The organism is Sphingopyxis chilensis (assembly GCF_035930445.1).
Taxonomy (GTDB): Bacteria; Pseudomonadota; Alphaproteobacteria; order Sphingomonadales; family Sphingomonadaceae; genus Sphingopyxis; species Sphingopyxis chilensis.
This window is the reverse complement of the sequence record NZ_CP142394.1, coordinates 2,928,867-2,953,308: the sequence shown is the minus strand read 5'-3', so window position 1 is coordinate 2,953,308 and position 24,442 is coordinate 2,928,867. Positions and strand designations below refer to the sequence as shown.

Annotated in this window: 29 protein-coding genes; 11 read left to right on the top strand and 18 right to left on the bottom strand. The window is 66.2% G+C overall.

What is annotated here, in order from left to right; genetic code table 11:
* Positions 1–53 precede the first annotated feature (53 nt).
* Entirely contained in the window at positions 54–881 is an 828-nt protein-coding gene (locus VSX79_RS13755) for a hypothetical protein (protein WP_326913630.1), read from the top strand.
* On the opposite strand, the gene VSX79_RS13750 is transcribed toward VSX79_RS13755, so the two are convergent.
* Both VSX79_RS13750 and VSX79_RS13745 read right to left on the bottom strand, forming a co-directional pair.
* Complete coding sequence (locus VSX79_RS13750; protein WP_326913629.1) at positions 878–1,204, bottom strand: hypothetical protein; 327 nt, start codon at positions 1,202–1,204, stop codon at positions 878–880. The two genes, VSX79_RS13755 and VSX79_RS13750, sit on opposite strands and share 4 nt — an antisense overlap.
* Positions 1,201–1,464, bottom strand: a complete 264-nt coding sequence (locus VSX79_RS13745; protein ID WP_326913628.1) for a hypothetical protein — start codon at positions 1,462–1,464, stop codon at positions 1,201–1,203. Before VSX79_RS13745 ends, VSX79_RS13750 begins: the two co-directional genes overlap by 4 nt.
* A gap of 138 nt (positions 1,465–1,602) precedes the next feature.
* On the opposite strand from VSX79_RS13745, the gene VSX79_RS13740 reads away from it, so the two are divergent.
* Entirely contained in the window at positions 1,603–2,271 is a 669-nt protein-coding gene (locus tag VSX79_RS13740; protein ID WP_179494504.1) for a S24 family peptidase, read from the top strand.
* 5 nt (positions 2,272–2,276) lie between these two features.
* On the opposite strand, the gene VSX79_RS13735 is transcribed toward VSX79_RS13740, so the two are convergent.
* On the bottom strand, positions 2,277–2,582 hold the full coding sequence (locus tag VSX79_RS13735) for a hypothetical protein (protein ID WP_179494506.1): 306 nt from the start codon (positions 2,580–2,582) through the stop codon (positions 2,277–2,279).
* Positions 2,583–2,846: 264 nt separating this feature from the next.
* Here VSX79_RS13735 and VSX79_RS13730 point away from each other — a divergent pair, with 264 nt between their 5' ends.
* Together VSX79_RS13730 and aqpZ are read left to right on the top strand one after the other, a co-directional pair.
* Positions 2,847–4,064, top strand: coding sequence for a methyl-accepting chemotaxis protein (locus VSX79_RS13730; protein ID WP_326913627.1), 1,218 nt, complete (start codon positions 2,847–2,849; stop codon positions 4,062–4,064).
* A gap of 99 nt (positions 4,065–4,163) precedes the next feature.
* Positions 4,164–4,889, top strand: coding sequence for an aquaporin Z (gene aqpZ, locus VSX79_RS13725; RefSeq protein ID WP_179494510.1), 726 nt, complete (start codon positions 4,164–4,166; stop codon positions 4,887–4,889).
* Positions 4,890–4,925: 36 nt separating this feature from the next.
* Here aqpZ and galU read toward each other — a convergent pair whose 3' ends face one another.
* From galU to VSX79_RS13695, 6 genes are all read right to left on the bottom strand, one after another.
* Complete coding sequence (gene galU / locus VSX79_RS13720) at positions 4,926–5,789, bottom strand: UTP--glucose-1-phosphate uridylyltransferase GalU (protein ID WP_179494512.1); 864 nt, start codon at positions 5,787–5,789, stop codon at positions 4,926–4,928.
* A 62-nt stretch (positions 5,790–5,851) separates the two neighbouring features.
* Positions 5,852–6,352 (bottom strand): OmpA family protein, encoded by a 501-nt coding sequence (locus VSX79_RS13715; RefSeq protein WP_326913626.1) that lies wholly within the window; start codon positions 6,350–6,352, stop codon positions 5,852–5,854.
* A 16-nt stretch (positions 6,353–6,368) separates the two neighbouring features.
* Positions 6,369–7,592 carry a diguanylate cyclase gene (locus tag VSX79_RS13710; protein ID WP_326913625.1) on the bottom strand — a complete coding sequence of 408 codons (1,224 nt, stop codon included), beginning with the start codon at positions 7,590–7,592 and terminating at the stop codon, positions 6,369–6,371.
* Complete coding sequence (locus tag VSX79_RS13705) at positions 7,592–8,128, bottom strand: YfiR family protein (protein ID WP_326913624.1); 537 nt, start codon at positions 8,126–8,128, stop codon at positions 7,592–7,594. The genes VSX79_RS13710 and VSX79_RS13705 overlap by 1 nt, the downstream gene beginning before the upstream one ends.
* A 140-nt stretch (positions 8,129–8,268) precedes the next feature.
* Positions 8,269–8,805, bottom strand: a complete 537-nt coding sequence (gene msrA / locus VSX79_RS13700; protein ID WP_179494518.1) for a peptide-methionine (S)-S-oxide reductase MsrA — start codon at positions 8,803–8,805, stop codon at positions 8,269–8,271.
* 55 nt (positions 8,806–8,860) lie between these two features.
* Positions 8,861–9,850, bottom strand: a complete 990-nt coding sequence (locus VSX79_RS13695; protein ID WP_326913623.1) for a M48 family metallopeptidase — start codon at positions 9,848–9,850, stop codon at positions 8,861–8,863.
* Between the two features lie 104 nt (positions 9,851–9,954).
* Here VSX79_RS13695 and VSX79_RS13690 point away from each other — a divergent pair, with 104 nt between their 5' ends.
* From VSX79_RS13690 to rpsI, 4 genes are all read left to right on the top strand, one after another.
* The gene (locus VSX79_RS13690; protein ID WP_326913622.1) at positions 9,955–11,004 is read left to right on the top strand and encodes a COX15/CtaA family protein; all 1,050 of its coding nucleotides are present in this window, start codon (positions 9,955–9,957) and stop codon (positions 11,002–11,004) included.
* On the top strand, positions 11,004–11,807 hold the full coding sequence (locus VSX79_RS13685; protein WP_179494524.1) for a hypothetical protein: 804 nt from the start codon (positions 11,004–11,006) through the stop codon (positions 11,805–11,807). The genes VSX79_RS13690 and VSX79_RS13685 overlap by 1 nt, the downstream gene beginning before the upstream one ends.
* Positions 11,808–11,975: 168 nt before the next feature.
* Positions 11,976–12,455, top strand: a complete 480-nt coding sequence (gene rplM, locus VSX79_RS13680; protein ID WP_179494526.1) for a 50S ribosomal protein L13 — start codon at positions 11,976–11,978, stop codon at positions 12,453–12,455.
* Entirely contained in the window at positions 12,455–12,952 is a 498-nt protein-coding gene (gene rpsI, locus VSX79_RS13675) for a 30S ribosomal protein S9 (RefSeq protein ID WP_326913621.1), read from the top strand. Before rplM ends, rpsI begins: the two co-directional genes overlap by 1 nt.
* 63 nt (positions 12,953–13,015) lie before the next feature.
* On the opposite strand, the gene VSX79_RS13670 is transcribed toward rpsI, so the two are convergent.
* Genes VSX79_RS13670 through VSX79_RS13655 form a run of 4 tightly spaced genes read right to left on the bottom strand, consistent with a single transcriptional unit; the run spans position 13,016 to position 16,877 of the window.
* Positions 13,016–14,056 carry a phosphotransferase family protein gene (locus VSX79_RS13670; protein WP_326913620.1) on the bottom strand — a complete coding sequence of 347 codons (1,041 nt, stop codon included), beginning with the start codon at positions 14,054–14,056 and terminating at the stop codon, positions 13,016–13,018.
* The gene (locus VSX79_RS13665) at positions 14,053–15,147 is read right to left on the bottom strand and encodes a hypothetical protein (RefSeq protein ID WP_326913619.1); all 1,095 of its coding nucleotides are present in this window, start codon (positions 15,145–15,147) and stop codon (positions 14,053–14,055) included. The genes VSX79_RS13670 and VSX79_RS13665 overlap by 4 nt, the downstream gene beginning before the upstream one ends.
* A 45-nt stretch (positions 15,148–15,192) precedes the next feature.
* Positions 15,193–16,041, bottom strand: coding sequence for a metallophosphoesterase family protein (locus tag VSX79_RS13660; RefSeq protein WP_326913618.1), 849 nt, complete (start codon positions 16,039–16,041; stop codon positions 15,193–15,195).
* Positions 16,038–16,877: a diacylglycerol/lipid kinase family protein gene (locus tag VSX79_RS13655; protein ID WP_326913617.1), complete on the bottom strand. Its 840-nt coding sequence runs from the start codon at positions 16,875–16,877 to the stop codon at positions 16,038–16,040. Before VSX79_RS13655 ends, VSX79_RS13660 begins: the two co-directional genes overlap by 4 nt.
* 114 nt (positions 16,878–16,991) lie before the next feature.
* Here VSX79_RS13655 and VSX79_RS13650 point away from each other — a divergent pair, with 114 nt between their 5' ends.
* The 3 genes from VSX79_RS13650 to VSX79_RS13640 are packed head-to-tail and all read left to right on the top strand — an operon-like array spanning position 16,992 to position 19,467.
* A complete protein-coding gene (locus VSX79_RS13650; RefSeq protein ID WP_179494536.1) occupies positions 16,992–17,915 on the top strand; it encodes an alpha/beta hydrolase in 924 nt (307 codons plus the stop codon).
* Positions 17,912–18,706: a nucleotidyltransferase family protein gene (locus tag VSX79_RS13645; RefSeq protein ID WP_326913616.1), complete on the top strand. Its 795-nt coding sequence runs from the start codon at positions 17,912–17,914 to the stop codon at positions 18,704–18,706. The genes VSX79_RS13650 and VSX79_RS13645 overlap by 4 nt, the downstream gene beginning before the upstream one ends.
* Positions 18,703–19,467: a phosphocholine cytidylyltransferase family protein gene (locus VSX79_RS13640; protein WP_179494539.1), complete on the top strand. Its 765-nt coding sequence runs from the start codon at positions 18,703–18,705 to the stop codon at positions 19,465–19,467. Before VSX79_RS13645 ends, VSX79_RS13640 begins: the two co-directional genes overlap by 4 nt.
* On the opposite strand, the gene VSX79_RS13635 is transcribed toward VSX79_RS13640, so the two are convergent.
* From VSX79_RS13635 to VSX79_RS13615, 5 genes are read right to left on the bottom strand one after another with little or no spacing between them, the layout of a single operon-like run.
* The gene (locus VSX79_RS13635; RefSeq protein WP_179494541.1) at positions 19,455–19,883 is read right to left on the bottom strand and encodes an HIT family protein; all 429 of its coding nucleotides are present in this window, start codon (positions 19,881–19,883) and stop codon (positions 19,455–19,457) included. The two genes, VSX79_RS13640 and VSX79_RS13635, sit on opposite strands and share 13 nt — an antisense overlap.
* Positions 19,880–20,983, bottom strand: a complete 1,104-nt coding sequence (locus VSX79_RS13630) for a CDP-alcohol phosphatidyltransferase family protein (RefSeq protein ID WP_179494543.1) — start codon at positions 20,981–20,983, stop codon at positions 19,880–19,882. Before VSX79_RS13630 ends, VSX79_RS13635 begins: the two co-directional genes overlap by 4 nt.
* Positions 20,980–22,119, bottom strand: a complete 1,140-nt coding sequence (locus VSX79_RS13625; protein ID WP_326913615.1) for a hypothetical protein — start codon at positions 22,117–22,119, stop codon at positions 20,980–20,982. The genes VSX79_RS13630 and VSX79_RS13625 overlap by 4 nt, the downstream gene beginning before the upstream one ends.
* Positions 22,119–22,829 carry an HAD-IB family phosphatase gene (locus VSX79_RS13620; RefSeq protein WP_179494548.1) on the bottom strand — a complete coding sequence of 237 codons (711 nt, stop codon included), beginning with the start codon at positions 22,827–22,829 and terminating at the stop codon, positions 22,119–22,121. The genes VSX79_RS13625 and VSX79_RS13620 overlap by 1 nt, the downstream gene beginning before the upstream one ends.
* Complete coding sequence (locus tag VSX79_RS13615; protein WP_179494550.1) at positions 22,826–24,370, bottom strand: lipopolysaccharide biosynthesis protein; 1,545 nt, start codon at positions 24,368–24,370, stop codon at positions 22,826–22,828. The genes VSX79_RS13620 and VSX79_RS13615 overlap by 4 nt, the downstream gene beginning before the upstream one ends.
* Positions 24,371–24,442 lie beyond the last annotated feature (72 nt).

Below are 24,442 nucleotides of genomic sequence, written 5' to 3'. Positions count from 1 at the left end.
GCCGTTCGGTGCAACGACAGGATGGCCCCGCGGGCCGATGGATTTGGAACGATATGGAAGAAACCAGCGAGAACCGGACGAGGGCCATTGCGACCGCGTTGCTGCGCGCGCTGCAGCCTGCGATCCCCGCGGTGATCGGCGCGGCGGCGCTGACTTTCCTGTTCGCGGCGCTGATGCCTTTTTCGTGGGTCGCGGCGATCAGCTGGAATCTCTACCTCGACCGCCTCTCGGATCTGTTCGTCCCGCCGATCGGCAATGGCGGACGGCTCGCGCTCGCGCTCGGCATGTCGGCGGTCGCCGCCGCGATCGCCGGGCTCGTCGCACTGCTGATCGCTCGGCCCGAGGCCGCCGGCCTGACGTCGCTGCGCAACCCTTTCCGGCGCGCTGTCGAACAGGCGGACGATGACGAGCCCGTCCTGACCCGCCGCCGCGTAGACCTGCATCCCGACGATCCGCCGCGGCCGCCGATCCGCGCGGGTCGCGATCTGCCGGCGGGCGGGCTGGGCGCGGTCGGGACGGCGAGCGTTTACGAACCCGCCGAATTCGATTCCTGGCTTGGCGGAGCAGCGGTCGAGGTCGACGACGAAACCGAGCTTATGCTCGCCGATCTTGCGCCCGAAGACGATCTCGGTGCCGATGCGCCCTGGCTGCAGCCCGCCGAGATGACGTCACCGCCGCCGCTCGACCCTGACGGCAAATCGCTCGGCGCCATGGTTGCCCGCCTCGAAGCCGGACTGGCGCGCCGCCGCCAAGACGCGGTCGCAAAGGCAGCGATCCCGGCGACGACAGGCGTTGCGACCGAGGACGATCCGGAGGTAGACTTCGCGCTCGAAGCTGCACTCTCCACCCTGCAGCGCATGACGCGCCAGTCGGTCGGCTAGTCTTCGACCGTCAATATCTCGACCCGCAACGTCTGCGGATCGGTTCCGCATTCCACCGCCACATCGGCAACGATATGCCCGGGCAGCGTCCATTCGGCCGCACCGAGCTGTTCCTGTAGCGCGCGCCGCGTCGCCTCGACGTCTCCAGCCGCCAGCGCGCATGGAAAAATGTGGCGCGCCCCGACAAAGCTCGCGCTCGCCCAGGGGCGGAAGGTCGACGCTCGGGGCGTGAGGCCGCGCGGCAATGCGTGCGTCAGCAGGTGACGGAGCCGTCGATGCGGACAGCCGGGCCGCGGCGGGAGGGCGGGGGACCAGCGCATCATTCCTCAACTCCTGCTTCGACACGCCAGAACTCGCGGGTTCTGCGGTCGCCCAATGGTACGCTATCCCCGATGCGGCGAGCGGCGCGCCATTTGTTCATGAAATGTTCCGCACGGCATATTATCTCGCGTCCGGGCTCGCGACCGCCGCGCAGGTCACTGACGAAGCGCGGATCGCGCACTGCGGCGCGGCCGAACACGCTTGGCGGCATCGCTGATTCCTTCAGAAAGGCCTCGATCCGTTGCAACAGGCTGCGCTCCATCTGTTCCTCCCGATTGCGCTTCAAAAACCGGGCGACTCACCCGATAGGATATTTCCTATTTGATGCTCGATTTCCTACTTGTCTAGGAAAAATCCTCTTGCTAGATACGAAATAGGAAGGACCAGCCCCCAGCGACCCATGGCCGACTATATTCAGGATCCGCGCGCCGCGCTCGACCGCCTCTTGATCGAAAAGGGCATCGATTATGCGCGCCTGTCGCAGGTGATCGGACGCAATCCCGCCTATATCCAGCAATATATCAAGCGCGGCTCGCCGCGGCGATTGGCGGAACAGGACCGTGCGCGCATTGCCGCCTATCTGGGCGTGTCCGAAGCGGTGCTCGGCGGACCGGCGCTGCGCGTCGCGACGCCAGCGCGCGTGCGCGGACCGGGGATGATCCTTGTGCCCAAGCTTGCGATCGGTGCTTCCGCCGGGGCAGGCGCGAGCGTCGACGGCGAGCCGGTCGAGGGCGAAGTCGCGTTCGACCCTAAATGGTTGCGCGACCTGGGGGCCGACCCGCGCACGCTCAGCATCATTCGCGTCGAGGGCGATTCGATGGCGCCGACGCTGGGTGACGGCGATGATATACTGGTCGATGGGGGCGACGCCGCGGCGCGGCTGCGCGACGGCATCTATGTGTTGCGCATGGATGATGTGCTGATGGTGAAGCGCGTCGCGCGCGCGCCGGGGCAGGGGAGGATTTCGGTGATCAGCGACAATCCCCACTATCGCAGTTGGGACGACCTGCCGATGTCCGCGATCCGGTTGGTCGGCCGGGTCGTGTGGACAGGACGGCGGGTGCGGTAAAGCGGCTAGCGCGGCGCCGCCATCTCGGCTTCGATCTCATGCTCAAGCACCTCGGCGCGCTGGCATTGCTCCGCATTGCCGTCGCGGCATTTCTCGGCCGCCTTGTCGCGCTGGCGCGACAGCTTGCCGACGCGCTCCTCGCTCTTGCGCATCTCGCGGCCCCGGTTGCGGTCGGCCTCGTCCTGGCTGGTCGTCGACCAGTCGGCAACCTGGCCGACGGCCTTGACCGGCGCGGTCACCACCGTTTTCACAGCGCTGACGCAGCCGGCGAGCAGGGGGGCGGCCATTGCCGCAACGATCACAGCGCGCATGTCATTCTCCTCGCCGGCCAAGGGCCCGACCCTGGCGTCCCATCGCATAATCGCCGCGATCTGAACAGAATATTGCGACAGGGCGACGACGCGGCCAGATCATGTGTCACATCACTGAAATAAATAGTTAAATTGGTGTTTACCCTCTGGCTCTAGTTGAGGCGCGGCACCGCGTCGCAACTTGAAGAGGATCGAATGAACGCCATCGGACATGCCTTTACGCCAGCGTCGGGTCATGCGTCCGCAATCGGCGCGGATGCACATATGTCCGAGGTTATCGACCTGTTCCGCGGCAATCCGCAATTGCGCGCGCTCGCGGTGGTCGACGGGGAGAGGCGCCCCATCGGCATCATTCGCGAACAGCGTGTGCGCGAGCTGCTTTTCTGTCCTTTCTGGTTTTCGCTTATGCAGAACCCGACGATCGGCGGGTCGATCGCTTCGATGATCGAACCCTGCGCGATCGCGGATGTGGCGCGGTCGACAACCGACCTTTTGCGGATCGTCGCGCAGTCCGCGGGGCAGCAGGAGCTGATCCTCGTCGAGGCGGGCCGGTTCGTCGAGACCCTCGACAGCGCGCAGCTCGCCAAACTCGCGATGCTGCGCGAGGTCGAACTGGCGCAGGAGCGCGCCGCGCGTGCGACGCATATCGACGACGTCGGGCGGCAATTCCGGCAGGATATCGCTGCGCTCACCGTCACCCTCTCCGAAACCGCGACAAGGGTCGAGGCGGTCGCGGGCACCCTGTCCGATCGTGCCCAGCAGACGGGCCGCGATGCCGTGACCGTGGCCGGTGCGACGGCGCAGACGCTCGCCGGCCTGCAGGACCTCGGCGATCGCGGCCATGCACTCGCCGCGACGATGACGCGGATCGTCGAGGACGGATCACGCGCGCGCGCCGTTCGCGGCGACGCGCATATCAAGATCAAGCAGGCGAGCGAACGGGCGGCTGCGTTGAAGGCGGCCAGCCAGTCGATCGAACAGATGCTCGCGCTGATCATCGACATGGCGAGCCGCACCAACATGCTCGCGCTCAACGCCGGGATCGAGGCTGCGCGGGCGGGCGAGGCCGGTCGCGGTTTCGCCGTCGTCGCATCGGAAGTGAAGACGCTGGCCAGCCAGACGCGCACAGCCGCGGGCGACATCGCCCAATATGTCGATCGGATCCGAGACATCGTGGGACAGGTCGCCGCGGGCTTCGACGAGGTCGAAAGGGCGATCGACGCGAACAATGGCTTTTCCGACGCGATCGACCGCGCGGTCGACGGCCAGAGCGCGACGACGCTGACGATCGCAAGCTATGTCGAGCAAGCCGTGTTTGCGGGGCGAGAGATCGATTCGCGGGTGCGCGAGATCGGCCACGGCGCCACCGCGGTCGGGGACGGCGCGCAAACGCTAGGCCGATTGTCGGCCGGGCTGACCGAGGCCGCGCAGTCGCTGCACCAGCGTGCGCAGCGCTTCGTCGAAGCCGTCGCCGCGGCCTGATTCCTTCCGCTCGGACAAGGGCTTGCCCGATCCTGCAACACTGATAGGATGACGCCGCGCCGGAGGCGTCTGAGGCCGCCGGCGGGGAGGAGGGTCATCATGACGAATATCCAAAAGGGTTTGGCCGAATTTATCGGCACGTTCTGGCTTGTGCTCGGCGGTTGCGGCAGCGCGGTCCTGGCCGCCGCCTTTCCCGATGTCGGCATCGGGTTGCTCGGCGTCTCGCTTGCTTTCGGGTTGACGGTCGTGACGATGGCCTATGCGATCGGCCATATTTCGGGCTGCCACCTCAACCCCGCTGTCACCGTCGGCTTGTGGGCTGGCGGGCGGTTCGAGGCGCGCGACATTCCGCTCTATGTCATTGCGCAGGTGCTTGGCGCGATCGTCGCGGCGTTCCTGCTCTTTTACATCGCGAGCGGCAATCCCGCCTATGACCTCGCGACGAACGGCCTTGCCGCCAACGGGTTCGGCGAAGGGTCGCCCGGCGGCTATGATATCTGGTCGGCGCTGATCATCGAGATACTGCTGACCGCTTTCTTCGTCTGGATCATCATGGGATCGACCGACGGCCGCGCACCGGCCGGTTTTGCGCCGCTGGCGATCGGCCTCGCGCTGGCCCTGATCCACCTCATCTCGATCCCCGTGACCAATACCTCGGTCAACCCGGCGCGCAGCACGGGGCCGGCGCTTGTCGTCGGCGGCCTCGCGTTCCAGCAATTGTGGCTGTTCTGGCTCGCGCCGCTGATCGGCGGCGCTGTTGGCGGGCTGCTTTACAAGACGCTCGGCGCCGACACCTTCCCGAAGCCGAATATCGAGGGCGAATAAACGGTTTTCCGGCGGGGGTGTGCTGCCTTCGCCGGCTTATTTCAGCAGGTCGATAGCAAAGGCGCGGACCTCGTCCGCCAGATCGGCACGCCCGAGGGCAACCGCGAGATTCGCCTGGATATAGCCGGCCTTCGATCCGCAGTCGTAGCGCGCGCCGTCGAAGGTGACGGCGTGAAAGGGCTGGCTGCCGATCATCGTCGCCATCGCGTCGGTAAGCTGGATTTCGCCCCCCGCGCCCTTTTCCTGGCGTTCGAGCACGCGCATCACCTCGGGTTGCAGGATGTAGCGGCCCGAAATGATCAGGTTCGACGGTGCCGCGTCGACCGCAGGTTTTTCGACGAGGCCGGTCACCTCGGTCAGCGCCCCGTCGCGCGCGCCGGGCGCGATCACGCCATAGGACGATACCTGTTCGCGCGGCACTTCGAGCACGGAGATCATGTTGCCGCCGACGCGGGCATAGGCATCGACCATCTGCTTCATGCAGCCGGGCGACCCGTGCATGAATTCGTCGGGCAGGAAGATCGCGAAAGGCTCGTCGCCGACGATGTCGCGCGCGCACCATATGGCGTGGCCCAAACCCAACGGTTCCTGCTGCCGGACGTAGGCGCAGGCGCCGGGGCCGAGGCGTGTCGGTTCGAGCACCGACAAATCCTTGCCACGCTCCGACATCGTCTTTTCCAGTTCGAAGGCGACGTCGAAATGATCCTCGATCGCGCTCTTGCCGCGGCCGGTGACGAAGATCATCTGCTCGATCCCCGCCTCGCGCGCCTCGTCGACCGCATATTGGATCAGCGGCCGATCGACGACGGGCAGCATCTCCTTCGGGATCGCCTTGGTCGCGGGCAGGAAGCGCGTGCCGAGGCCGGCGACGGGAAAGACGGCTTTGCGGATCGGTTTCATGAAGGAAGGCGTAGCGGCGAACGCCGGTCAAGAAAAGGGCGGGTGAAGGCGTGCGTGCCGCTTTATTGCGGCGTAACGATCACGACGACGCGCCGGTTGTCCTGCCGTCCTTCGGGCGTCGCGTTGCTCGACAGGGGCAGGGTTTCGCCGCGACCGACGACCTGATCGGCGGTAAGCCGCATTCCGCCCGCCTGCATCGGCGTCGCGACCGCCTCTGCGCGCGCCTGCGACAGCCAGAGATTATAAGCCGAGGTTCCGGTTGAATCGGTGTGGCCTTCGACCCGCGCGGTCGTTATCCCGACCGAGACGAGCTTGGCCGCGATATCGGCGATCCGCGTTTGCTGGTCGGCCGGCACGCTGCTCTCGTTCGACGGGAAAAGGAGCCTTTCTGGCATGCTCAGTTGCCAGCCGAGGCCGGTGTCGACGAATCCCTCCGACTGGAGCGTCGCGATCTGCGCCGCGCTGAAGTCGCTCGGCGAGGGTGCGCTCTGGCATGCCGCGAGCAACGCCGCCAGAACGGCGATCGCGAAGAGGCGGATTTTGTGGGGGAAGGCGTGAGTCACGGCGTCTCTCCGTTGGTCATCGTGAACGGTTGGCCAATTTGTCAGCATACATGGCGGCGTCGGCGGCGGTGAGCAACGCCGTCGCGTTGCTGCCGCTGTCAGGGAAAACCGCGACGCCGACACTGACCGATGCCCGATAGGTTTGTCCGTCGGGCAACGCGATCGGTTGGGATACACAGGCCCGGACCCGGTTGGCGAGCTCGCCAGCGACCGTGTCTGCGTCGAAGGGATCGATGATGACGACGAATTCGTCCCCGCCGATGCGGGCGGCGAAATCGTCCTTGCGCAGCGTTTCCTTGATACAGGCCGAGAGCGCGACGAGCACGGCGTCTCCCGCAGCATGGCCGAAATTGTCATTGGCCGCCTTGAAATTGTCGGCGTCGATGAACAGCAGCGCAAAGCGGCTGCCGCGCGCCGTCGCGGCCTCGATGCGCTGCGCGAGCTGTTCGTCGAAGGCGGCGCGGTTGGGCATTGCGGTCAGCGGGTCGTGCGACGCCCGGTGGGCGAGCATCGCGCGTTCGCTTTCCATATGGCCTTGCCAGCCCTGCAATTCGTCGAGCAGCGCGTTGATGTCGCCGCCCAGCCGGTCGAGTTCGGCGATGCCGAGCGGCTGGACGCGCTTGTCGAAGCGGCGGTGCAGCCGCACGTCGTGCGCGACGGTCGCGATTTCATTGAGCGGCTTGACGAGCTCATATTCGAACCGCCGCGCCAGGAATATCGTGCCGAAAGCGGTGATGAGCAGGCAGGTCAGCCCGGCGAGCAGGCCAAGCCGGACATAGTCGATCAGCGTCGAACTGTCGCCCCATACCTCGATCGTCCCGATCGCCGATCCGTTGCGCTCGACCGTCACCGCGAAGGGACGGGGGAAAAATATGCGGGTAAGCGTCGGTGCCGGGTCGGCGGTGGGCGATGTCCATTCGGTCACCGGCCGGCCGACATCGTTGAGCACCCGCAGCCGCGCGATGCCGGGAATGCGTGTGAGCGGTTCGAGGCCTTCGCGCGCGGCGACCGGATCGTTGAATACCAGCGCCGGTTCGACGCCATAGGCGCCAAGCTGCGCGGCCAGCTCCATGTTGCGGTCGGCATAGCCGCGCAGCGCCGTCACGCCCGCGAGCAGGATCGTCAGCCCAGACAGCGCGACGGCGAACAAAGTGATGCCGAAATGAAAACGCGACAGCAGCTTTTGCAGCGTCGTGCGCGCACCGATCCGTTCGACGGGGCGAGGCGGCGATCCCCCCATCACGCGCCTCCCTGGCCGGAGCCGATGCGCAGCACCCGCGGATCGACGCGTAGCGGGCCGCGGCCGATCGCGTCGAGATTGACGGAGAAGCTGAGGCTCGTGGCGTGGCTGTTGAGGCAGAACATCGCGCCATAAATACACGCCGCGTCATCGTCGGTGATCGTCAGGACCGGACGGCCGCGCACCCATGCGATCAATTGCCGCCGGTCGGCGACCGGCATTCGGCCGAGGAACAATATGTCGCAATCGGCAGTGACGCGGGCGGCGGACGTCAGGCGAACCGATATCGAACCCTGGCCCGGCGTCTCCGGCGCCATACGGGGCGCGAGGCGCGGAGTGCCGACGACGCACATCAGGCGATTGGCGGCAGGCGATCCGTCGGGCCAGCGAGCATAGCTCGCGATGCCGCCGATCATCCGGTTGACCGCCTGCGTCATTCCGCCGGCGCTTTCCTCGACAATCGACTGGCTTGCCGCCTGCACCGACATCTGTGGTGTCGTTACAAACGCGCCGATCAGAAACAGTGATGCCAGCACCTGGCCGTGCCCCCCAACTGTGTTTCAGGGCCACCCTGCCCCAGCGAAGGGGCGTCCGCTAGTCAAAACAATTGGAAAGTCAACGAAAAGTGACGTCATGCGGCCATATTGCAACAGCGGCCGCAGACCTCGCCGCTCTTCTATGCGCTACGCAAACGGTCACTGAATCCCTTGCGCAACTTGGCCAGTTTCGGCGGGATGACCGCCATGCAATAGGGATTGCGCTGGCCTTCGCCTTCCCAATAGGCCTGATGATAATCCTCCGCCGGATACCATTCGGACGCGCTTTCGACCGTCGTGACGATCGGCGCGGGCCAGTCGGCGCCGGCGCGCGCGATCCCGTCGCGCGCCGCGTCGGCCTGCGCGGCATTGAGCGGAAAGATCGCGCTGCGATACTGGGTGCCGATGTCGTTGCCCTGGCGATTGAGTGTCGTCGGATCGTGCGTTGCGAAATGAACGTCGAGCAGATCGTCATAGGAAATGACCGACGGGTCGAAGGTAATGCGGATCGCCTCGGCATGGCCGGTGTCGCCGCCGCACACCTGCTTGTAGGTGGGGCTCGCGACATGGCCTCCGATATAGCCGCTCTCGACCCCTTCGACGCCTTCGAGCGACTGGAACACCGCTTCGGTGCACCAGAAGCAGCCTCCGGCGAAAATGGCGGTTTCACGGGTCATGGCATCGATCCTTGTCGGGGAGAAGGGAATGCCCCCAAATAGGATGCGCCGCATCTTATTCCAAGGGCGGCGGTGCGTCGACCAACGGCGGGTGCAGCGGCCGGCCGAGCATTCTCGTCGCGGCGATGGTGGCGGCTTCGGCTTCGAGCGCGGCGACGCGGTCGCGCCAGGAGGGGTGGGTGCTCGCCTGGAACATGGGCCGCCCTTTGCGCTGGCCGAACCGCGACCAGAAGCGCGCCGCCGCCGCGGGATCATAGCCGGCCCCGGCGAGCAGCCAGACCGACAACCGGTCGGCCTCGATCTCGGTCTGCTTGAACATGCGCGCGTTACGGCCGAATTGCTTCGCAAGCCCACGGTTGACACCTGCCGCGTCGAGCCGCGCGCGGTGGCGCAGGATATTGTGGGCCAGCTCGTGCGCGATAGCCGCCGCGAGTTCCTCATCGTCGGGCGAAAAGTCGACAAGGCCCTGATTGACGAGCACCATGCGTCCGTCGGCGACAGCCCCCGGCTTCTCGTTCGCCTCGACACGAAAGTCGCTCACGCAACCGGGCTTGGGCATGACGTCCATAGTGCGTCCAGCGCCGATATGGAGCGCAAGCGCAGCGTCAGTGGGCAGCGCCGCGAGAGTGGTTTCGATCGCGGTGATCCGCGCGAAGGGATGATCGCTCTCGCCATCGGGGACGGGCGCTTCGCCGATCCCGGTGACCGACGTGCCGACCGCGACCCCCGCCGATGCGGCCGGCGAGGCGGGCGTCACCGCGGCGATGAAGGCATGGGTTTGGTCGTCGGCGCCATAGGCGTCCAGTGCCTCGGTGCGCCGGTCCGCGTTGTAAAGGCGCGGGTCGCCCCAGATCCAGCCGAACTGCGGCTGGCGTACCGGGCACCAAGCGGCGTTTTCGGTCGTCAGGCGAAATCCGATCGCCGCCACGCGCGTCTCCGCCGCCGCCAGGGCGGAATAGGGCGAGGGTTCGGCCGACGCCGCCGTCGATGGCGCGGCTGTCGACAGCATCAGGACGGCAAGGATTGGCGGGGCATGACGCGGCATCGGCATCCCCTATCAAGCCATGCCTGTCGCGACCATGAATTTCCCCGAAGGGCCGGGTTCCCGCCCTCTTGCCTATCGTCCTGCAAGCGCCGATAGGGCGGGCGATGACCCACGTTTCGACCTTGCCCGCGCCGAATGTGCGCGCATCCCGCCCCGCCGCCCTCGCGCGCTGGCTTTGGGCGGTGGCCCTGCTCGTGATCATCGTGGTTGGGGTCGGCGGCATCACCCGCCTGACCGAATCCGGCCTGTCGATCACCGAATGGCGGCCGGTTTCAGGCGTCATTCCGCCGCTGACCGAAGCCGGGTGGATCGAGGAGTTCGAGAAATACAAGCGGATTCCCGAATATCAGGCGATCAACCTCGGCATGACGATCGACGGTTTCAAGGCGATCTTTTTCTGGGAGTGGCTGCACCGCATTCTCGGGCGGCTCGTCGGGATGGCGCTCGTCGTCCCGCTGATCTGGTATGCATGGCGCCGCGCCATTCCGGCGGGCTATAGCTGGCGCCTGTTCGCGCTCGCGGCGCTCGTCGGGCTGCAGGGCGCGATCGGATGGTGGATGGTGGCCTCGGGCCTCGAATATCGCACCGAGGTCAGCCATTTCCGCCTCGCGACGCACTTGCTGACGGCATTGTTCCTGCTTGCCGGACTCGTCTGGACGGCGCGCGATCTCGGCGTGCTGGCACGCGATCCCGCCGGCGGGCCGGCGCGGCTGACCGGTCCGGCGGTGGCCGTGATCGCAATTCTCTTGGTCCAGTTGCTGCTCGGCGCGTGGGTCGCGGGGCTCAATGCCGGCTATGTCGCCAGCACCTGGCCGCTGATGAACGATCATTTCGTGCCCGAAGGCATCGACTGGACCGGGGGGGCGTGGCTCGCGCTGACCAACGATCCCTTCCTCATTCATTTCCTCCATCGCTGGTGGTCGTGGGCCGCGGCGCTGGCGTTGCTGCTCCTCGCACGGACCTTGTCGCGGCGCGGCGCGGCGCGTGAAGCCCGGTTGCTCGTCGCGGTCGTCGCGGCGCAGATGCTGCTCGGCATCTGGACCGTCGTGTCCGGGGTTTCGATGTGGGTTGCCGTGCTGCACCAGATCGTCGGCGCGATCCTCGTCGCGGCCGCGGCAGCGTCGCTCCACCGGCTGGGCCGCGGCGGCGCGTGATGCCCGCGGGCGTTCTCGGTGCCTTGTTGCTGCTGACGGCGATGCCGCAAGCGGAGACCGTTTCGAGCGACGCCACGGCCGCCACGGCCGCGCAGGTCCGCTTCGCGCCCCCGGTTGGCGTGCCGATGCGCTATCGCGTGACGACGCGCCGTGTCGGCCGGGACGGAACGCTGATCGATTTCGCGCTCGTATATGCGCTGCAATGGCAGCGGACCGGGCGGGGCTATCGGCTCGACGCGGTGCTGGAACGGATCGATTCGGGCGCGCAAGCCGACGTGACCCGTATGCTGACGATGATGCTCGATCCGCTGGTCGGTGAAGACATCTCCTATCTGGTCCCGTCCGACGGCAGCCGGATCGACCTTGTCGATCCCGATCAATTGTGGGCGCGGGTGACGACGCGGGTGGAGAAGGCGGGTGCCGAAGCGGGGCAGCCCGAAGCCAGGCAGCTGGCGCGACTGATTGCCGCGCTCCCCGCCGCCGAGCGTGACCGGTTGGCCACCGCCGACCTCCGTGCGCTGATCGCGCCCGCGAACGATGCCATTCCCGCGGCATCGGCCCCTCCCGATGTCGACATATCGGTACGCGACGATGGCGCGCGGCGCACGATCGCCAAGGTCGAGCGGGATTCGGCTCCGGTCGGAGGAAAGTCCCAGCCGCTCGAAATCGACAATCTGTGGACGGTCGACACCGACACGGGCCTGGTCGTGCGCGAACGCCGCCAGAGCTGGATCGTCGATGCCGACGGCAATGACCGCAGGCTGGTCGAGGAGCGCGTGCGCGCGCTCGAACCGGCTCCATAAAATAATAAGGTATCATATTACCCGTCAGCAAAGCCGCGCGATACTTGACTTTCCGCGCGTCTGGCGCCATTGGCCCGCTCCGAAGCGCCGCTAAGTTCCCATGGGACAGGCGGCGCGGTTTGTTTCGGGGCGCTCATGCTCCGGTCCATATCTGTCAAGGAGCGTGCCATGAAGGCGCTGACCAAGACGACCGTTTCGGCGAACGCCGCCACGGTCGAAAAGAAATGGGTGCTGATCGACGCCGAGGGTCTCGTTGTGGGCCGCGTTGCTTCGATCATCGCCAATATCCTGCGCGGCAAGCACAAGCCGTCGTTCACCCCGCACGTCGATTGCGGTGACAATGTCATCGTGATCAATGCGGAGAAGGTGGCGTTCACCGGCAAGAAGCTGCAGGACAAGCGTTACTACAAGCACACCGGCTATGCCGGCGGCATCAAGGAAACCAGCCCCGCGAAGATCCTCGAAGGCCGTTTTCCCGAGCGCGTGCTCGAAAAGGCTGTCGAACGCATGATCCCGCGCGGTCCGCTCGGACGTCAGCAGATGCGCAACCTGCGCATCTTCGCCGGCGCCGAACATCCGCATGAAGGGCAGAACCCCGAGGTGATCGACGTCGCTTCGATGAACCGCAAGAACAAGGTGGGTGCATAATGGCTGACGAACAGACCATGACCGATCTCAAGGATCTCGGCGGCGCCGTCGAAGGCACCGTCGCTCCCGCAGCTCCGGCTGCGCCGCTCCGCGAAAAGATCGTCGACAAGCAAGGCCGCGCCTATGCGACCGGCCGCCGCAAGGATGCCGTCGCCCGCGTGTGGGTCAAGCCCGGCACCGGCAAGATCACGATCAACGGCCGCGACCAGGAAGTCTATTTTGCGCGTCCGACGCTGCGCCTCGTCATCAACCAGCCGTTCGGCCTGACCGAGCGCGTCGGCCAGTATGACGTGATCGCGACCGTCAAGGGCGGCGGCCTGTCGGGCCAGGCCGGCGCCGTGCTGCACGGCATCGCGCAGGCACTGACCCGCTTCGAACCGGCGCTGCGCAGCCCGGTCAAGGCGGCCGGCTTCCTGACCCGCGACAGCCGCGCGGTCGAGCGTAAGAAGTACGGCAAGGCGAAGGCCCGCCGCAGCTTCCAGTTCTCGAAGCGCTAAGAGCTTTTTCCACCGACGGGTGGAGAAGAGAAGGGCGGTCCGGCAACGGGCCGCCCTTTTTCGTCAGAGCAGGTCGAGACTTCCCAAGGCCAGCGCCTGCCGCGCGGGGCGCTCGGCCATCAACGCAAACATCTCGTCGCCGCGTACCGTGCGTTCGACGCTCATCGAAGCGAAGACCGCCATGAAATAACCGCTGAGCGCGCCCACGCGATAGTCGTCCCACAGCGCGGCGACGTCGGGTTCGAGGTTGCGGGCGCGGAGCTCGGCGACCCAATGATCGAAAGCCGGCCGGTCGGCGGCGGCGCGTTCGAACGGATCGGCGATGCTGGTTCCGACCAGATAGGCGAGATCTGTCGCACCGCTACCGCGTCCCAGCGTCTGCCAGTCGACAAGCCAGCAGCGATCGCCGCCGGGCGCAAAGAGGATGTTGTCGATCCTGAGGTCGCCGTGGACGATCGTTCGCGCCGCGACTTGCCGGGAAAGATAGGCGTCGAGCCGTTCGACGATACGGGCGCCGAGGTCGAGTATCGCGGGTTCGAGGCGGTCCGCGTATCGCTCCCGGAACCCCGTGTAAAGCTGCGGAAACAGCGCGCGAACCAGATCGCCATTGTCGCGCGTCAGCCAAATCAGGGTATCGAGCCGCGGATCGTTCCACAGCAAGGCATGCAAGCCGGCGGCGGCTTCGATGCAGGGAAGGAGACCCGCAAGGCCCAGCCCCGCCAGCTGGTCGCCTTGCCGCGCGGGCGAAAGATCGGCGAGGATGAGGATGAAGTCGACTTCGTCGCCGGCGATTTCGGCATGGTAACAATGCGGGGCGGCCACGCCGCTTCCCGCCGCGAGTTCGCGGTACCAGCTGACTTCCTTGACGTAGGTGCCGGTCAGCTTGGCGATGTTGCGGCTGGCTTCGTCATGGCTCGGGCATTTGGCGATGACGCTTGCGGGCGCCGCTACTCCACCCTCCCATTCGAGCGCAAGGCGGTAGCTGTCGCACATCTGGCCGGTGCCGACCTTTGCGGCGGAGAAGGCCTTGAGCCTGCCCGGCTGCCCGAGAACGCCGCCGAGCCATGCCACCGTCATCGCGTCGGGCGAGGTCGGAAAGCTCAAGGGGCGGGATCCATGATGCCGGCGAGCCCCGTCGGTTCGTGGGGGCCGACGAACAATTGTTCGAGCACGCCAATGCCGCGACGGACGCTGCCGCCGTCGGCCAGCTCGGCGCTGACCAGCGCCTGGATATGCATTGCGAGCGGATTGCCCCAGGCGCGATCGGCATCGGCCAGGCTGTCGTGCGCGACCGCCGGCTCGGCGCCATGGTCGAGGCCATGCCCCCAGGTCGGATGCGTGTAACCGAGACCGCTCATTGCAAAGACCGGACCCGCGGGGGTCAAGGAAAGCGATCGATCGCCGGCGAGTTTCACGGCCATTTTGGCGATCCGCCGCGAAGCGGGCTGCCATTCGACGTCAAAGGTCGCGTCGTCGAAATGCTGCTCGGTTCCGCCATCCCCCATGATCACGGCGCGACGGTTCCACGGATCGCCGGCGCCGTCGTCGTTGCTGTGGAAAAAAAGCGAATCGCTTTCGAAATTGCAGGGCGTCCAGAGCCAGAAGAATTGGCTGAAATTGCCCTCGGGCGGTGGCTGCGGTTCGCTCGCGCCGACGGGGCGGATACCCCAGCTGCGATCGCGCGTTCCGGCCCAGTCGCGCCCTGCATCGATACGCTGTCCGTCCACCGACAGCCAGCCGGACCAACGCCCGTTCTGCGTCATGCGCGTATAGTCCATGAACAGGCGTGTGCCGTTGCGGCGGATAAAACGCGGCTCTTCGATGGGAAAATGACGACCATCGAAGCGCAGTTCGCCCGCAAGCGGCCCGTCGTTGGGCGCGATACGCAGCGTGACGGCTTCGAGCGGCATGTCGATGGAGAGCGTGATCGGCCCCACCGAGAGATCGAGCCGCTCGCCGCCCGACCGGCGGCTGGCGCGCAGATTATACTGCACTCCGCCTGCAAGGACGCAAAAGCTTGCGTCGACGATTCCGAGCTGCGGGTAAAAGCCCATCGCGGCCGCGAAAAAGATCGATCCGTCGGGACTGTAGCCATTGAAGAAATAGCGGTCGTAAAAGTTGCGATCCGTTCCGGCGAACGCAACCGGTTCGCTTGTCTGGTGCAACGGATAATCGTCGCCTTTTGTCAGCATCATCCTCATCCCGTTTTTTGTTGCAACCTAACGGGATGGGGCGCGTCGTCAATGGACTGGCGGATCGACGGGTGGCACAGCCCCGACCGGCGCGACCGGCTCGCCCGGTTCGCGAGGCGGCAAGGCATCGGGCGGCACGTCCGCGATCTGCATGTCCGGTGTCGGGACATGCTCGAGATTGCGTACGCTTACGTCGATCGCCGCGCCATCGACGGTCAGATCGTTGAAACTCGGCGGGGTCGAACGGATGCGCTGCGACAGTGTCCCCGCACCGATCATGCGGATCGAGCCGGCCGCTGTCTCCTTAACAAGATCGAAGGCGTCGTGGACGTGTCCCGAAAGCACTGCCGCCACGCCGCGCTTCGCCAAGGCCGCCAGTGCGCGCTCGCCGCCACGGGTCAGGGCGCGTCCTTTCGTTCCGGCCTCGACCAGCGGATGGTGCGCGGTCACCAAAATGGCCGTTCCGTGCGGCAGGGCATCGATCGCCGCCAGCGTTTTTTCCAGTGCCGCGGCGGTAACCCACCCTTTCGACCAGTCGAGCCGCCATTGCGCGCGCGCGGTCGTTTTCAGTGGCACCACGGCGACTCCGGGCAGGTCGATTTCGCGTTCGACAAGCCGCTCGATCCCCCGAATGCGGCGATAGGGAAAGAAAAAGCGTTCGACGGGGTTGAAGTAGGGAAGGTCGTGATTGCCGACCTCGACCGTCACGGGCGCGTCGAGCGCGCCGATCCAGTCGCATGCCGCCGCGAATTCGCGGCTGCGCGCGCGCATCGTGAGGTCGCCGGTGATCAGCACCGCATCGGGCCCCTCGCGCCGCACGCAATCGGTGAACCAGGCGAGCGCCGCCCGATCCTCGAGCCCGAAATGCAGGTCGCTGATATGGAAGAGCCGCGTCATGCCGGGGGACGCGTTACGATGAAGGCGACCGGCGCGGGGTCGATGGTGAAAGTGACCCGTGCGCCTCCCTCTGCCGATTCGCCGTCCATCAACAGGCCGAGCGATTCGGCTGACACCACCGTCGCGCTGGGCCGGGTGGCAAGCTCTTCGCTCGGACCGTCGCGAAAATCGCCGCCGATCCACGCGATCGCATGGCGGAGCAGGAGCGTCGGGCTGTCGGCGAGCAAGCCGTCGATCACAATGCCCTCGGCCGAAGGCGTCATGCTGATCGCCTGAAAGGCGCGGTCGTCGCCTGCGAGATGCACGGCTTCTCCCCCCATGCTCTGTTCGAAGGCTTCGGGAACGAGCGCGGCGGCGCCCGCGATGTCGCGCTGGCGCATCTGCTCGCGCACTTCGGCCCAGATCGTCGTTGGCCCCGCGATCATGTTCACCATCGCGCGGCCCGCAGGACAGTGGACCGTTGGCGGACATTCGCGCCTGCCACGCCCCGCAAGCGCGTCCGCCAGAATGTCCTCGAGCGGCCGGTCGTCGTGGAGCCGCTTCGACAGCAGGTTGAGCGTGCCGCCCGGGAGCACGAGCAGCGCGCCGTCCCAGCCGGCGAGCGCGGCAACGGCAGCATTGATCGTGCCGTCACCGGTCCAGATGATCACGGTATCGATGCCTTTGGATTCGAGCCGGGCGCGCGTCGGAAGCGCGTCGTCGGGCAGGCAGAAGTTGGCGGCGAGCGGCGATCCGGCGTCGCGACAAAGCGCCGCGATCTGCTCGACACGCGCTTCGTCGTAGCTTCCGCTCTGGTTGTTGCAGATCAGCGCGGGGCGGGTGGGGCGATAGGTCATGGGCTCGATACGCATGACATAGGGAAAGGTAACCGATGTTGCACGCTTGTTACGGACGCAGGCGCGCTGTAGGGCGCGGAACTCATGACGGGGCGCGAAGCCAAGGGACGACGGTTGATCAAAATCCTATTCGTGTTGCTGCTCCTCGTGCTGCTGTTCGGCGGCGGCGCCAAACTGGTCGTTTCCGGTGGCGCGAAATCGCTCAACATGGCCGACCGATTGCTCGGGCAGGGAGACGGTGCGCGGCTGCTGCTCGCCGACCAACCCTATGGCCGCGGGCCGCGCCAGTCGTTCGACATCTGGGCACCCGATAACCTCGAAGAGGGTGACCGGCTGCCGGTCATCGTATTCTTCTATGGCGGTGGCTGGGACGGCGGCGAGCGGGGCAGTTACGGCTTTGCCGGGCGCGCGCTGGCGCGGCAGGGCTTCGTCGTCGTGATTCCCGATTATCGGCTGGCGCCCAAGGCGCATTGGCCCGACTTCATCGAGGACAGTGCGGCCGCGGTCGCATGGACACACGAGCATATCGCCAAGCTCGGCGGTGATCCCGACCGGATTGCGTTGATGGGGCATTCGGCAGGCGCCTATAATGCGGCGATGCTCGCGCTCGATCCGCAATGGCTGCGGGCGGCGAAGAGCGATCCGTCGGTCATCCGCGGGGTCGCAGGTCTTGCCGGTCCCTATGACTTCCTGCCGCTTGAGAAGGGTGGCCGCGCCGAAAAGGCGATGGGCAAGGTACGACCGATCGAGCGGACCCAGCCGATCCAGTTCGCGCGCGGCGACGCGCCGCCCTTGTGGCTCGCGACCGGCGACGAGGATGAGGTGGTGCGGCCGCGCAACAGTCAGAATCTTGCCGCGGCGATCGAGAAGGCGGGTGGCTCGGCGACTTTACGCATCTATCCCGGCATGGGGCATACCGGCATCGTGATGGCGCTCGCCGCGCCGTTTCGCGGCAAGGGGCCGGTGCTAGACGAGGCTACCGACTTTCTGCGCGGGGTGACCGGCCGCCGTGTTGCGCCCGCGGAGGTCATGCCATGACCGCCGGCATCGCCGCGATTGTGCTTTCGGGAAGCCGACCCGGCCCCGATCCGTTACTGACGGGCAGCGGCGTATCGACCAAGGCATTGCTGCCGATCGCGGGACAGCCGATGCTCGTCCATGTCGTGAAGGCGCTGCGCGCCTCGCCGCTCGTCGGCTCGATCACGATCCTTGCTCAGAACAGCGCCGAGCTCGCCGCCGAGCCGGGGCTCACGGGCCTCTCCGACCTGCATTTCGCAGATTCGGAGCAGGGGATCAGCAGCTCGCTCGCCGCTGCGCTGCCGCCGGGCGACGACCCGTTGCTCGTGACGACGGCGGATAATGTGCTGCTCACGCCGACGATGATCGCCGAGTTCCTGGGCGCCGCCGAGGATAGCGATGTCGCGGTGGCAATGGTCGAGCGCGATGTCCTGCTTTCACGCTATCCCCGGTCCAAACGCACCTGGCTGAAATTCCGTGGCGGCTGGTGGTCGGGCGCGAACATGTTCCGTCTGCGCGGACGCAGCGTGCTGCCTTTGCTCGATTTTTGGGGGCGCATCGAACGCGACCGCAAGAAGGGACTGAAGATCATTGCCGCCTTCGGTCCGTGGTTGCTCATCGGTGCGCTGCTCCGCCTCTTCACGATCCAGCAGGGCGTCGCGCGCGCCGGACTGCGGTTCGGGCTTCGCGCCAGGGTCGTGCCGATGTCCGAGCCCGAGGCGTGTATCGATGCCGACAAGCCCATCGACATCGAACTGATCGAAGCGATATTTGCCGCGCGGCGGCAACCGTCTATAGGGCAGCCGCTATGACCATCGACAAAGCCATCATCCTGTCGGCCGGGCAGGGCTCGCGCCTGCTGCCGCTGACCCGCGACATTCCCAAATGCCTGATCGAGTTCAACGGCCGCAGCCTGATCAGCTGGCAGGTCGCGGCGCTCGTCGCGAACGGGATCAAGGATATCGTCGTCGTCACGGGCTTTCGCACCGAGCGCGTCGAGGATCATGCGCTCCAGCTCTATCGCGATACCGGCGCGCGCATCCGCACCCTGTTCAATCCCTTCTTTCAGGTCGCCGACAATCTGGGCACCTGCTGGATTGCGCGCGAGGAGATGGACCGCGATTTCATCATCCTCAATGGCGACACGATCGTTTCGGACGAGATCGTCGCGAAACTGATCGAAGGCGCGAACGAGCCGATCAACGTGACCGTCGACGTCAAGGCCGACTATGACGATGACGACATGAAGGTAAACCGCGACACCGAGGGCCGCCTGCATCATATCGGCAAGCGGCTGCTGCCCCCCGACACCAACGCCGAATCGATCGGCATGCTCGCCTTCGTCGGCGATGGCCCGTCGATCTTTCGCAACCAGGTCGACCAGATGATGCGTACCCCCGACGGGGTGGAGCGCTGGTACCTGCGCGCCATCGACATCATCGCCAAGGGCAACCGCGTCGGCACCGTTTCGATCGAAGGGCTCGAATGGCAGGAAGTCGACTTCCCGCAGGATGTCGAAGCCGCCGACGCGCTTACCGCGAAATGGGCCGCCGAGGGCCGCTACGCAAAATAGGGTTTGAGCCAGCCGGCGAGCTTAGCGACCTGCGCGTCGTCGAGCTTTACCGCCTGGCCCAGATCGGGCTGTCCCGGCCAGCCCGTGTCGGGCACCGTCAGGCCTGCACCCGAGCGTTCGCCCTCATAGCGGGGCAGGACGTGGAAATGGACGTGCGGGTCGACCATCATCAGCATCAGATAGTTGATCTTCGCAAAGCCGACGGCCTGTGTCAGCGCGGCCTCGATCGCGACGGTCGCGATCTTGAGTTCGGCATGCGCTTCGGCGGGTAGGTCGCCGAACGCCGTTGCATCCGACTTTGCCGCGAGCACGAGCGCGCCGAGCGTCGGCTGCGCGGGGCGCAGCAGCACCACCCAATGATCATATTCGGCGATCAGCGTCGCCGGATGGCCGAATTTCGCGATCGTTTCGTTCATGCTTCTTCCATCCAGCTGATGATCGGGCGGCCCGACCGCTTCACCGCATAGGCCTGCACCAGCCGCACCGCATGGACGACCAGCGAGATGACCGTCCACCAGGCGAGCGCGATCAGCCCGAGATCAGGGCGTCCGGCGAGGGTCGCAAAGAAGAGGATCGCGATATTCGGGTTTCGCCGCGCGGTGATCAGGCGAAACTGGCTGTCGAACTTTTGCCAGACATGGATATCCATGCCGAAGTCCTTGATGAACAAGCCCTCGATCACGCGCTGGAGGATATAGCCCGCGACGACAGCGACCATGACCAGCAGGAAGGTCTGGTTCGAGAGCGCGAGGCCCCAGGTGCCCAGCCCGACGCCCCAGAAATACCACCAGAAGGGCGGGTGGACCAGGTCGACGCCATGGTCGGCGACATTGCCCCATTTCGACGAGGTGATCGTGCAGCGCGCGAGTTTTCCGTCGACGGTGTCGAGCACCATGAAGATGAAACCCGCGAGCATCCCCTCCCAATATTGGCCGTAGGCGAAGAGATAGGTCGCATAGACGCAGAGCGCCGCGCCGATCGCGGTCACCATGTTGGGCGTCATGCCGATGCTCGCGGCGCCGCGCGTCAGCCACAGCGCCAGTTCGGGCCAAAGATATTTCGTCAATGCGTCGGTCACGCCCTTATAGGCGCCGAAATAGCTCTTTCGCTCGATCTCGCGCCGCGTCTCGGGCGTCAGCCGCTGGATGAAGGGGCAGTCGAGCTTGCGCAACTGGCGATTATAGATTTGCGGATTGTCGCGGTAGTCGATGATCGTGAGCTGGCCGCGATGCTGGATGATATCGTCGGGCGTGATGCCGCCCGTCAGGTGCGCCATGACCAGATCGCCGCCGTCCATCACGACGGTGCCGGGCAGCGTCACAATATGCCGCAGCCATACGGGGTCGAAAACAAAGTCGAGATTGACAAAGAGCTGTGCGCCCGAAGGAGGCGTGCTTTCCGGCAGACCTTCAGCCCGCGCCAGCCGCCGTAGCCGCTCGGCATTGGTCATGCCCCAAAGCAGCGTTGGATTGTCGCCGATCGGCGTCAGGGCGGGCAGGGACTGGGCGTTGGTCATCCGCCGCTCTTATCCTGCCCGGCGTCCAATGCAAGAAAGCGGAGGATCGCTTCGGCCCCGCGCTCGGCCGCGCCCGCCGGATCTCCCCCGATCGACTCCGCCAGCCGCTCGCGCTGGGCGTCGGCGTATCGCGCATGATGATCGGACGCCGATGCGAGCGCGTCGGGCAATCGATCGAGATCGTCGATGACGTCGCCGAGCGTCCAGAACAGATAATCGGGATCGCCAGCCCAATCGACCCCGTGGGCATTGAGGAAGATGCACGGGCGCGGCGTCGCGAGGAATTCGTAAACCTGGCTGCTCACGTCGCCGAGATATATGTCGGCGCCGCTCGTATAGCTCATGTCGAACAGGCGGTCAGATGCGAGGTCGATCATAATCTTGCCCGGCACGGCCAACCGTTCGATCTCGCCGCGATCGGCATCGCTCGCCTCCGCAAACAGGCGAACATGGGGCGCCACGACCAGATTATACCGTTCCTGCGCGGTGAACCAGGCGATGATGTTGGGCCCGAACCGGTCCCAGGATGACAGTTCGCGCTTGAAATGCGGCGCGTAAAGTACCGTCGGCCGGTCATTGGCGAACAGCGGTTCGCGCGACTGTTGCAGCCGCAGCATCAGGTCGAGTTTCACATATCCGGTCACCGCATAGTGGCCGGGGCGAATGGTGGCGGCCTCGAGCATCCGCTGTTCGCTCTTTTCGCCCGCGACCAATGCGAAATCGAAATGCCGGTCGCGTGCGTCGAAGGTAATGGCACGGTCGCCGGCCCCGTGCGGGGTGAAGATCAGCCGTGTCTTGCCGGACAGGAAATGCCGGATCGTTGTCGTCGTCCGTTCGGGGGCGACGATCGCGTCGAACCCGCGCAGGAAACGCAGCGCGCCGAACAGGATCGGCAGTCGCGGATTGCGGAACAGCCCCATGTCGCGCAGCCAGCGGGCAAGACCCGTCTGGCCGAGCACGGTGATATGCGGCGCAAAGCCGGGGTAAGCGAGTGCGACCTGTTCGACCACTCTCAGATGGTCGGTGCTCGCGACGGCGACGTCAACGGATTGTCCCCGCGCGGCCATTTCGGCGGCGAGGGGCAGCGCGTGGAACACATGATGCGGCTCGCCGATGAAGAGGAACAGGATGCGCATCAGACGGCCCCCGCCGCCTCGGCTCGTTCGAAATCGGTCGCCCGCCAGCCGTGCTTCGCGGCCAACCGGATGATTCTTTCACCGCGTCCGACAAGCCAGGCCTCGCTGGCCAATGCAAAGGTCGGTGCGTCGCTGACATGGTCCGAATAGGCTCGGATATGCGCACTCGCATCAGCGCCATTGGCAGCGAGCCATTCGCCAACCCGACGTGCCTTTTCCGCGCCATAACAATTGGGCCCGTCGAGCAAAGGCAGCCAGTTTCCGGCGGCGTCGCGATGGTGGCGCGAGGCAACGATGGCGTCGAAGCCCAGTGCATCGGCGATCGCGTCGGCATAGAATTCGGGAGCTGCCGTCGCCATCAGCAACCGGTATCCCTCGGCCCGATCGCGCGCGATGCAGGCGGCGGCGCCCGGCGGGACGTCGCGGGGAACGCGCCACGCGGCGAAGGCTGCGGCCAGTGCCTCGGCGCGGGACGGCGAGAGGCTGGCACCCAGCATCAAGCGAATCGCCGCGGGCTTGAACCGGTCGCGCCCGTAAAGACGCAGCGCATGGCCGATCATCAGCGCGGCGAGCGCCGGTAACAGCAGTAATCGCCACGGCGCCCCGCGCCACGCCGACCACAGCAGGAACAGGGTGAAGGTCGGCGTGCGCAGCACGGTGCGGTCGAGATCGTAAATCGCGACACGGATAGGGGAAGGCGTTTCGGTCATGCGTCTTCTTGGTCAAACAGCCGGAGCTTGCGACCGGTCTTGCCCAACGACATGCGATCCGCGAGCGGCAAGGCAAAGCGCAGCGCGAGCCATATCGACGCGGCGGCGATCAGCCCGAGCAGCGGCAGCGAAAGCGCGTCGGGCAAAAGGTCGGCGGCCATGGCCGCGGTGCCTGCGACGAGGGTGATTGCCACGCCGCGCAGCGCCACCGCCGGAAATTGCGCGTCGAAAGGGTGCAGTTTCTCGGTAATCGCGAGCTGTATCGTGGGGATAGCGCCCATCACCACAAGGCCGAGGGCCGTAGCCAGCGTCACGCCCGTCAACGGATCGAGATGACCCACGATCAACCAGCCGGAACCGATCGCGACACCGACGCCAAAGACGCTGGCGGTAAGCTGGTGACGAAAGGCGGCGACGACTTGCAACACCGGCGCCGAAATGCCGAGCACCGCTTCGGCGGCGCGCGCGAATAGCAGGATGACCAGCGCCGCTTGCGCCGCCTGTGCCCCATGGCCGAACAGGCCGAGCAGCGACGCGCTGCCCGCCGCGAGCACCGCGGCGAGGGGCAGCGCGATGGCCAGGATCAGCCGCGTCGCATAGGCATAGATGACAGCGACTTGGCGCCGATCCTCGCGTTCGGCGCTCGCCGCGAGTGGCGCCATGACATAGGAGAAGGCGATGCGGACGAGTTGGACGACGCTCGACAGCTTGCGCGCGATCGTGAACAGGCCCGCCGCCGCGGCGCCGGCCGCGCCGGGGAGCAGCATGTTGAGGATCAACGCCGGCGCGTCGCCGAACAGCCGCGTGATGATGTTGGACGGCAGGATTGAGAGCCCGGCCCAGAAGGTGTTGCGCGCCGTTTCGCCCGCCCACGGACCACGCCACAGGTCGACGAAGCTGTAGTGGCGCGCGAGCAGGCGGATGCTGAGCGCGGCGGTGATCGCAAGCGAGCAGAGGTGCGCGATGAACAGCCCCTTGAGGCCTAGACCGCCCGCGAAGAACAATCCGGCAAAGACCAGACGCATCACCTGTTCCCAGACGATGCGCAGGCGGATTTCGGCGCCGAAAACCATGCGCGCGCGCAGCGCCGAGGTGGCAATCTCGACAAAGGCCCACAGCGGCAGCGCCCATATGAAGATGCGGATCGCGGGTGTGACAAGGTCGCGGTCCTTCGCCGCGACGTTGAGCAGCGGCCCGAGGTCGGCGGCGAAGACGGAGACCAGCGCCGCGACGAGAATGCACGGTCCGACGCCGAAGACCATCGCCGTGCGCAGCGCCGCGGCGGCGTCGGCGCCGCTTGCCGATTGCGGGACGGTGCGCTGCATCGCGCTCGTCATGCCGAGATCGAAGATATTTTCGAGCAGGTTCACCGCCGCCCACAGCACCGCATAGAGGCCGTAGCCCGCTAAACCGAACATCAGGACATAGAGCGGCTGTGCGACGATTTCGACCACCGCGCCCAGTCGCGCCAGCACGGTCGTGCCGAGCCCGCGCGCGACGCTGCGGCTGGTAACGGCGGGTTGGACGACGTCTTCGCTCATCGTTGCCGCACCTAGCGGCTCGTCCGGCGCGCCGCCAGCGGCTTTCGCGCGTTCACCCCCTTGTCGAGGCCG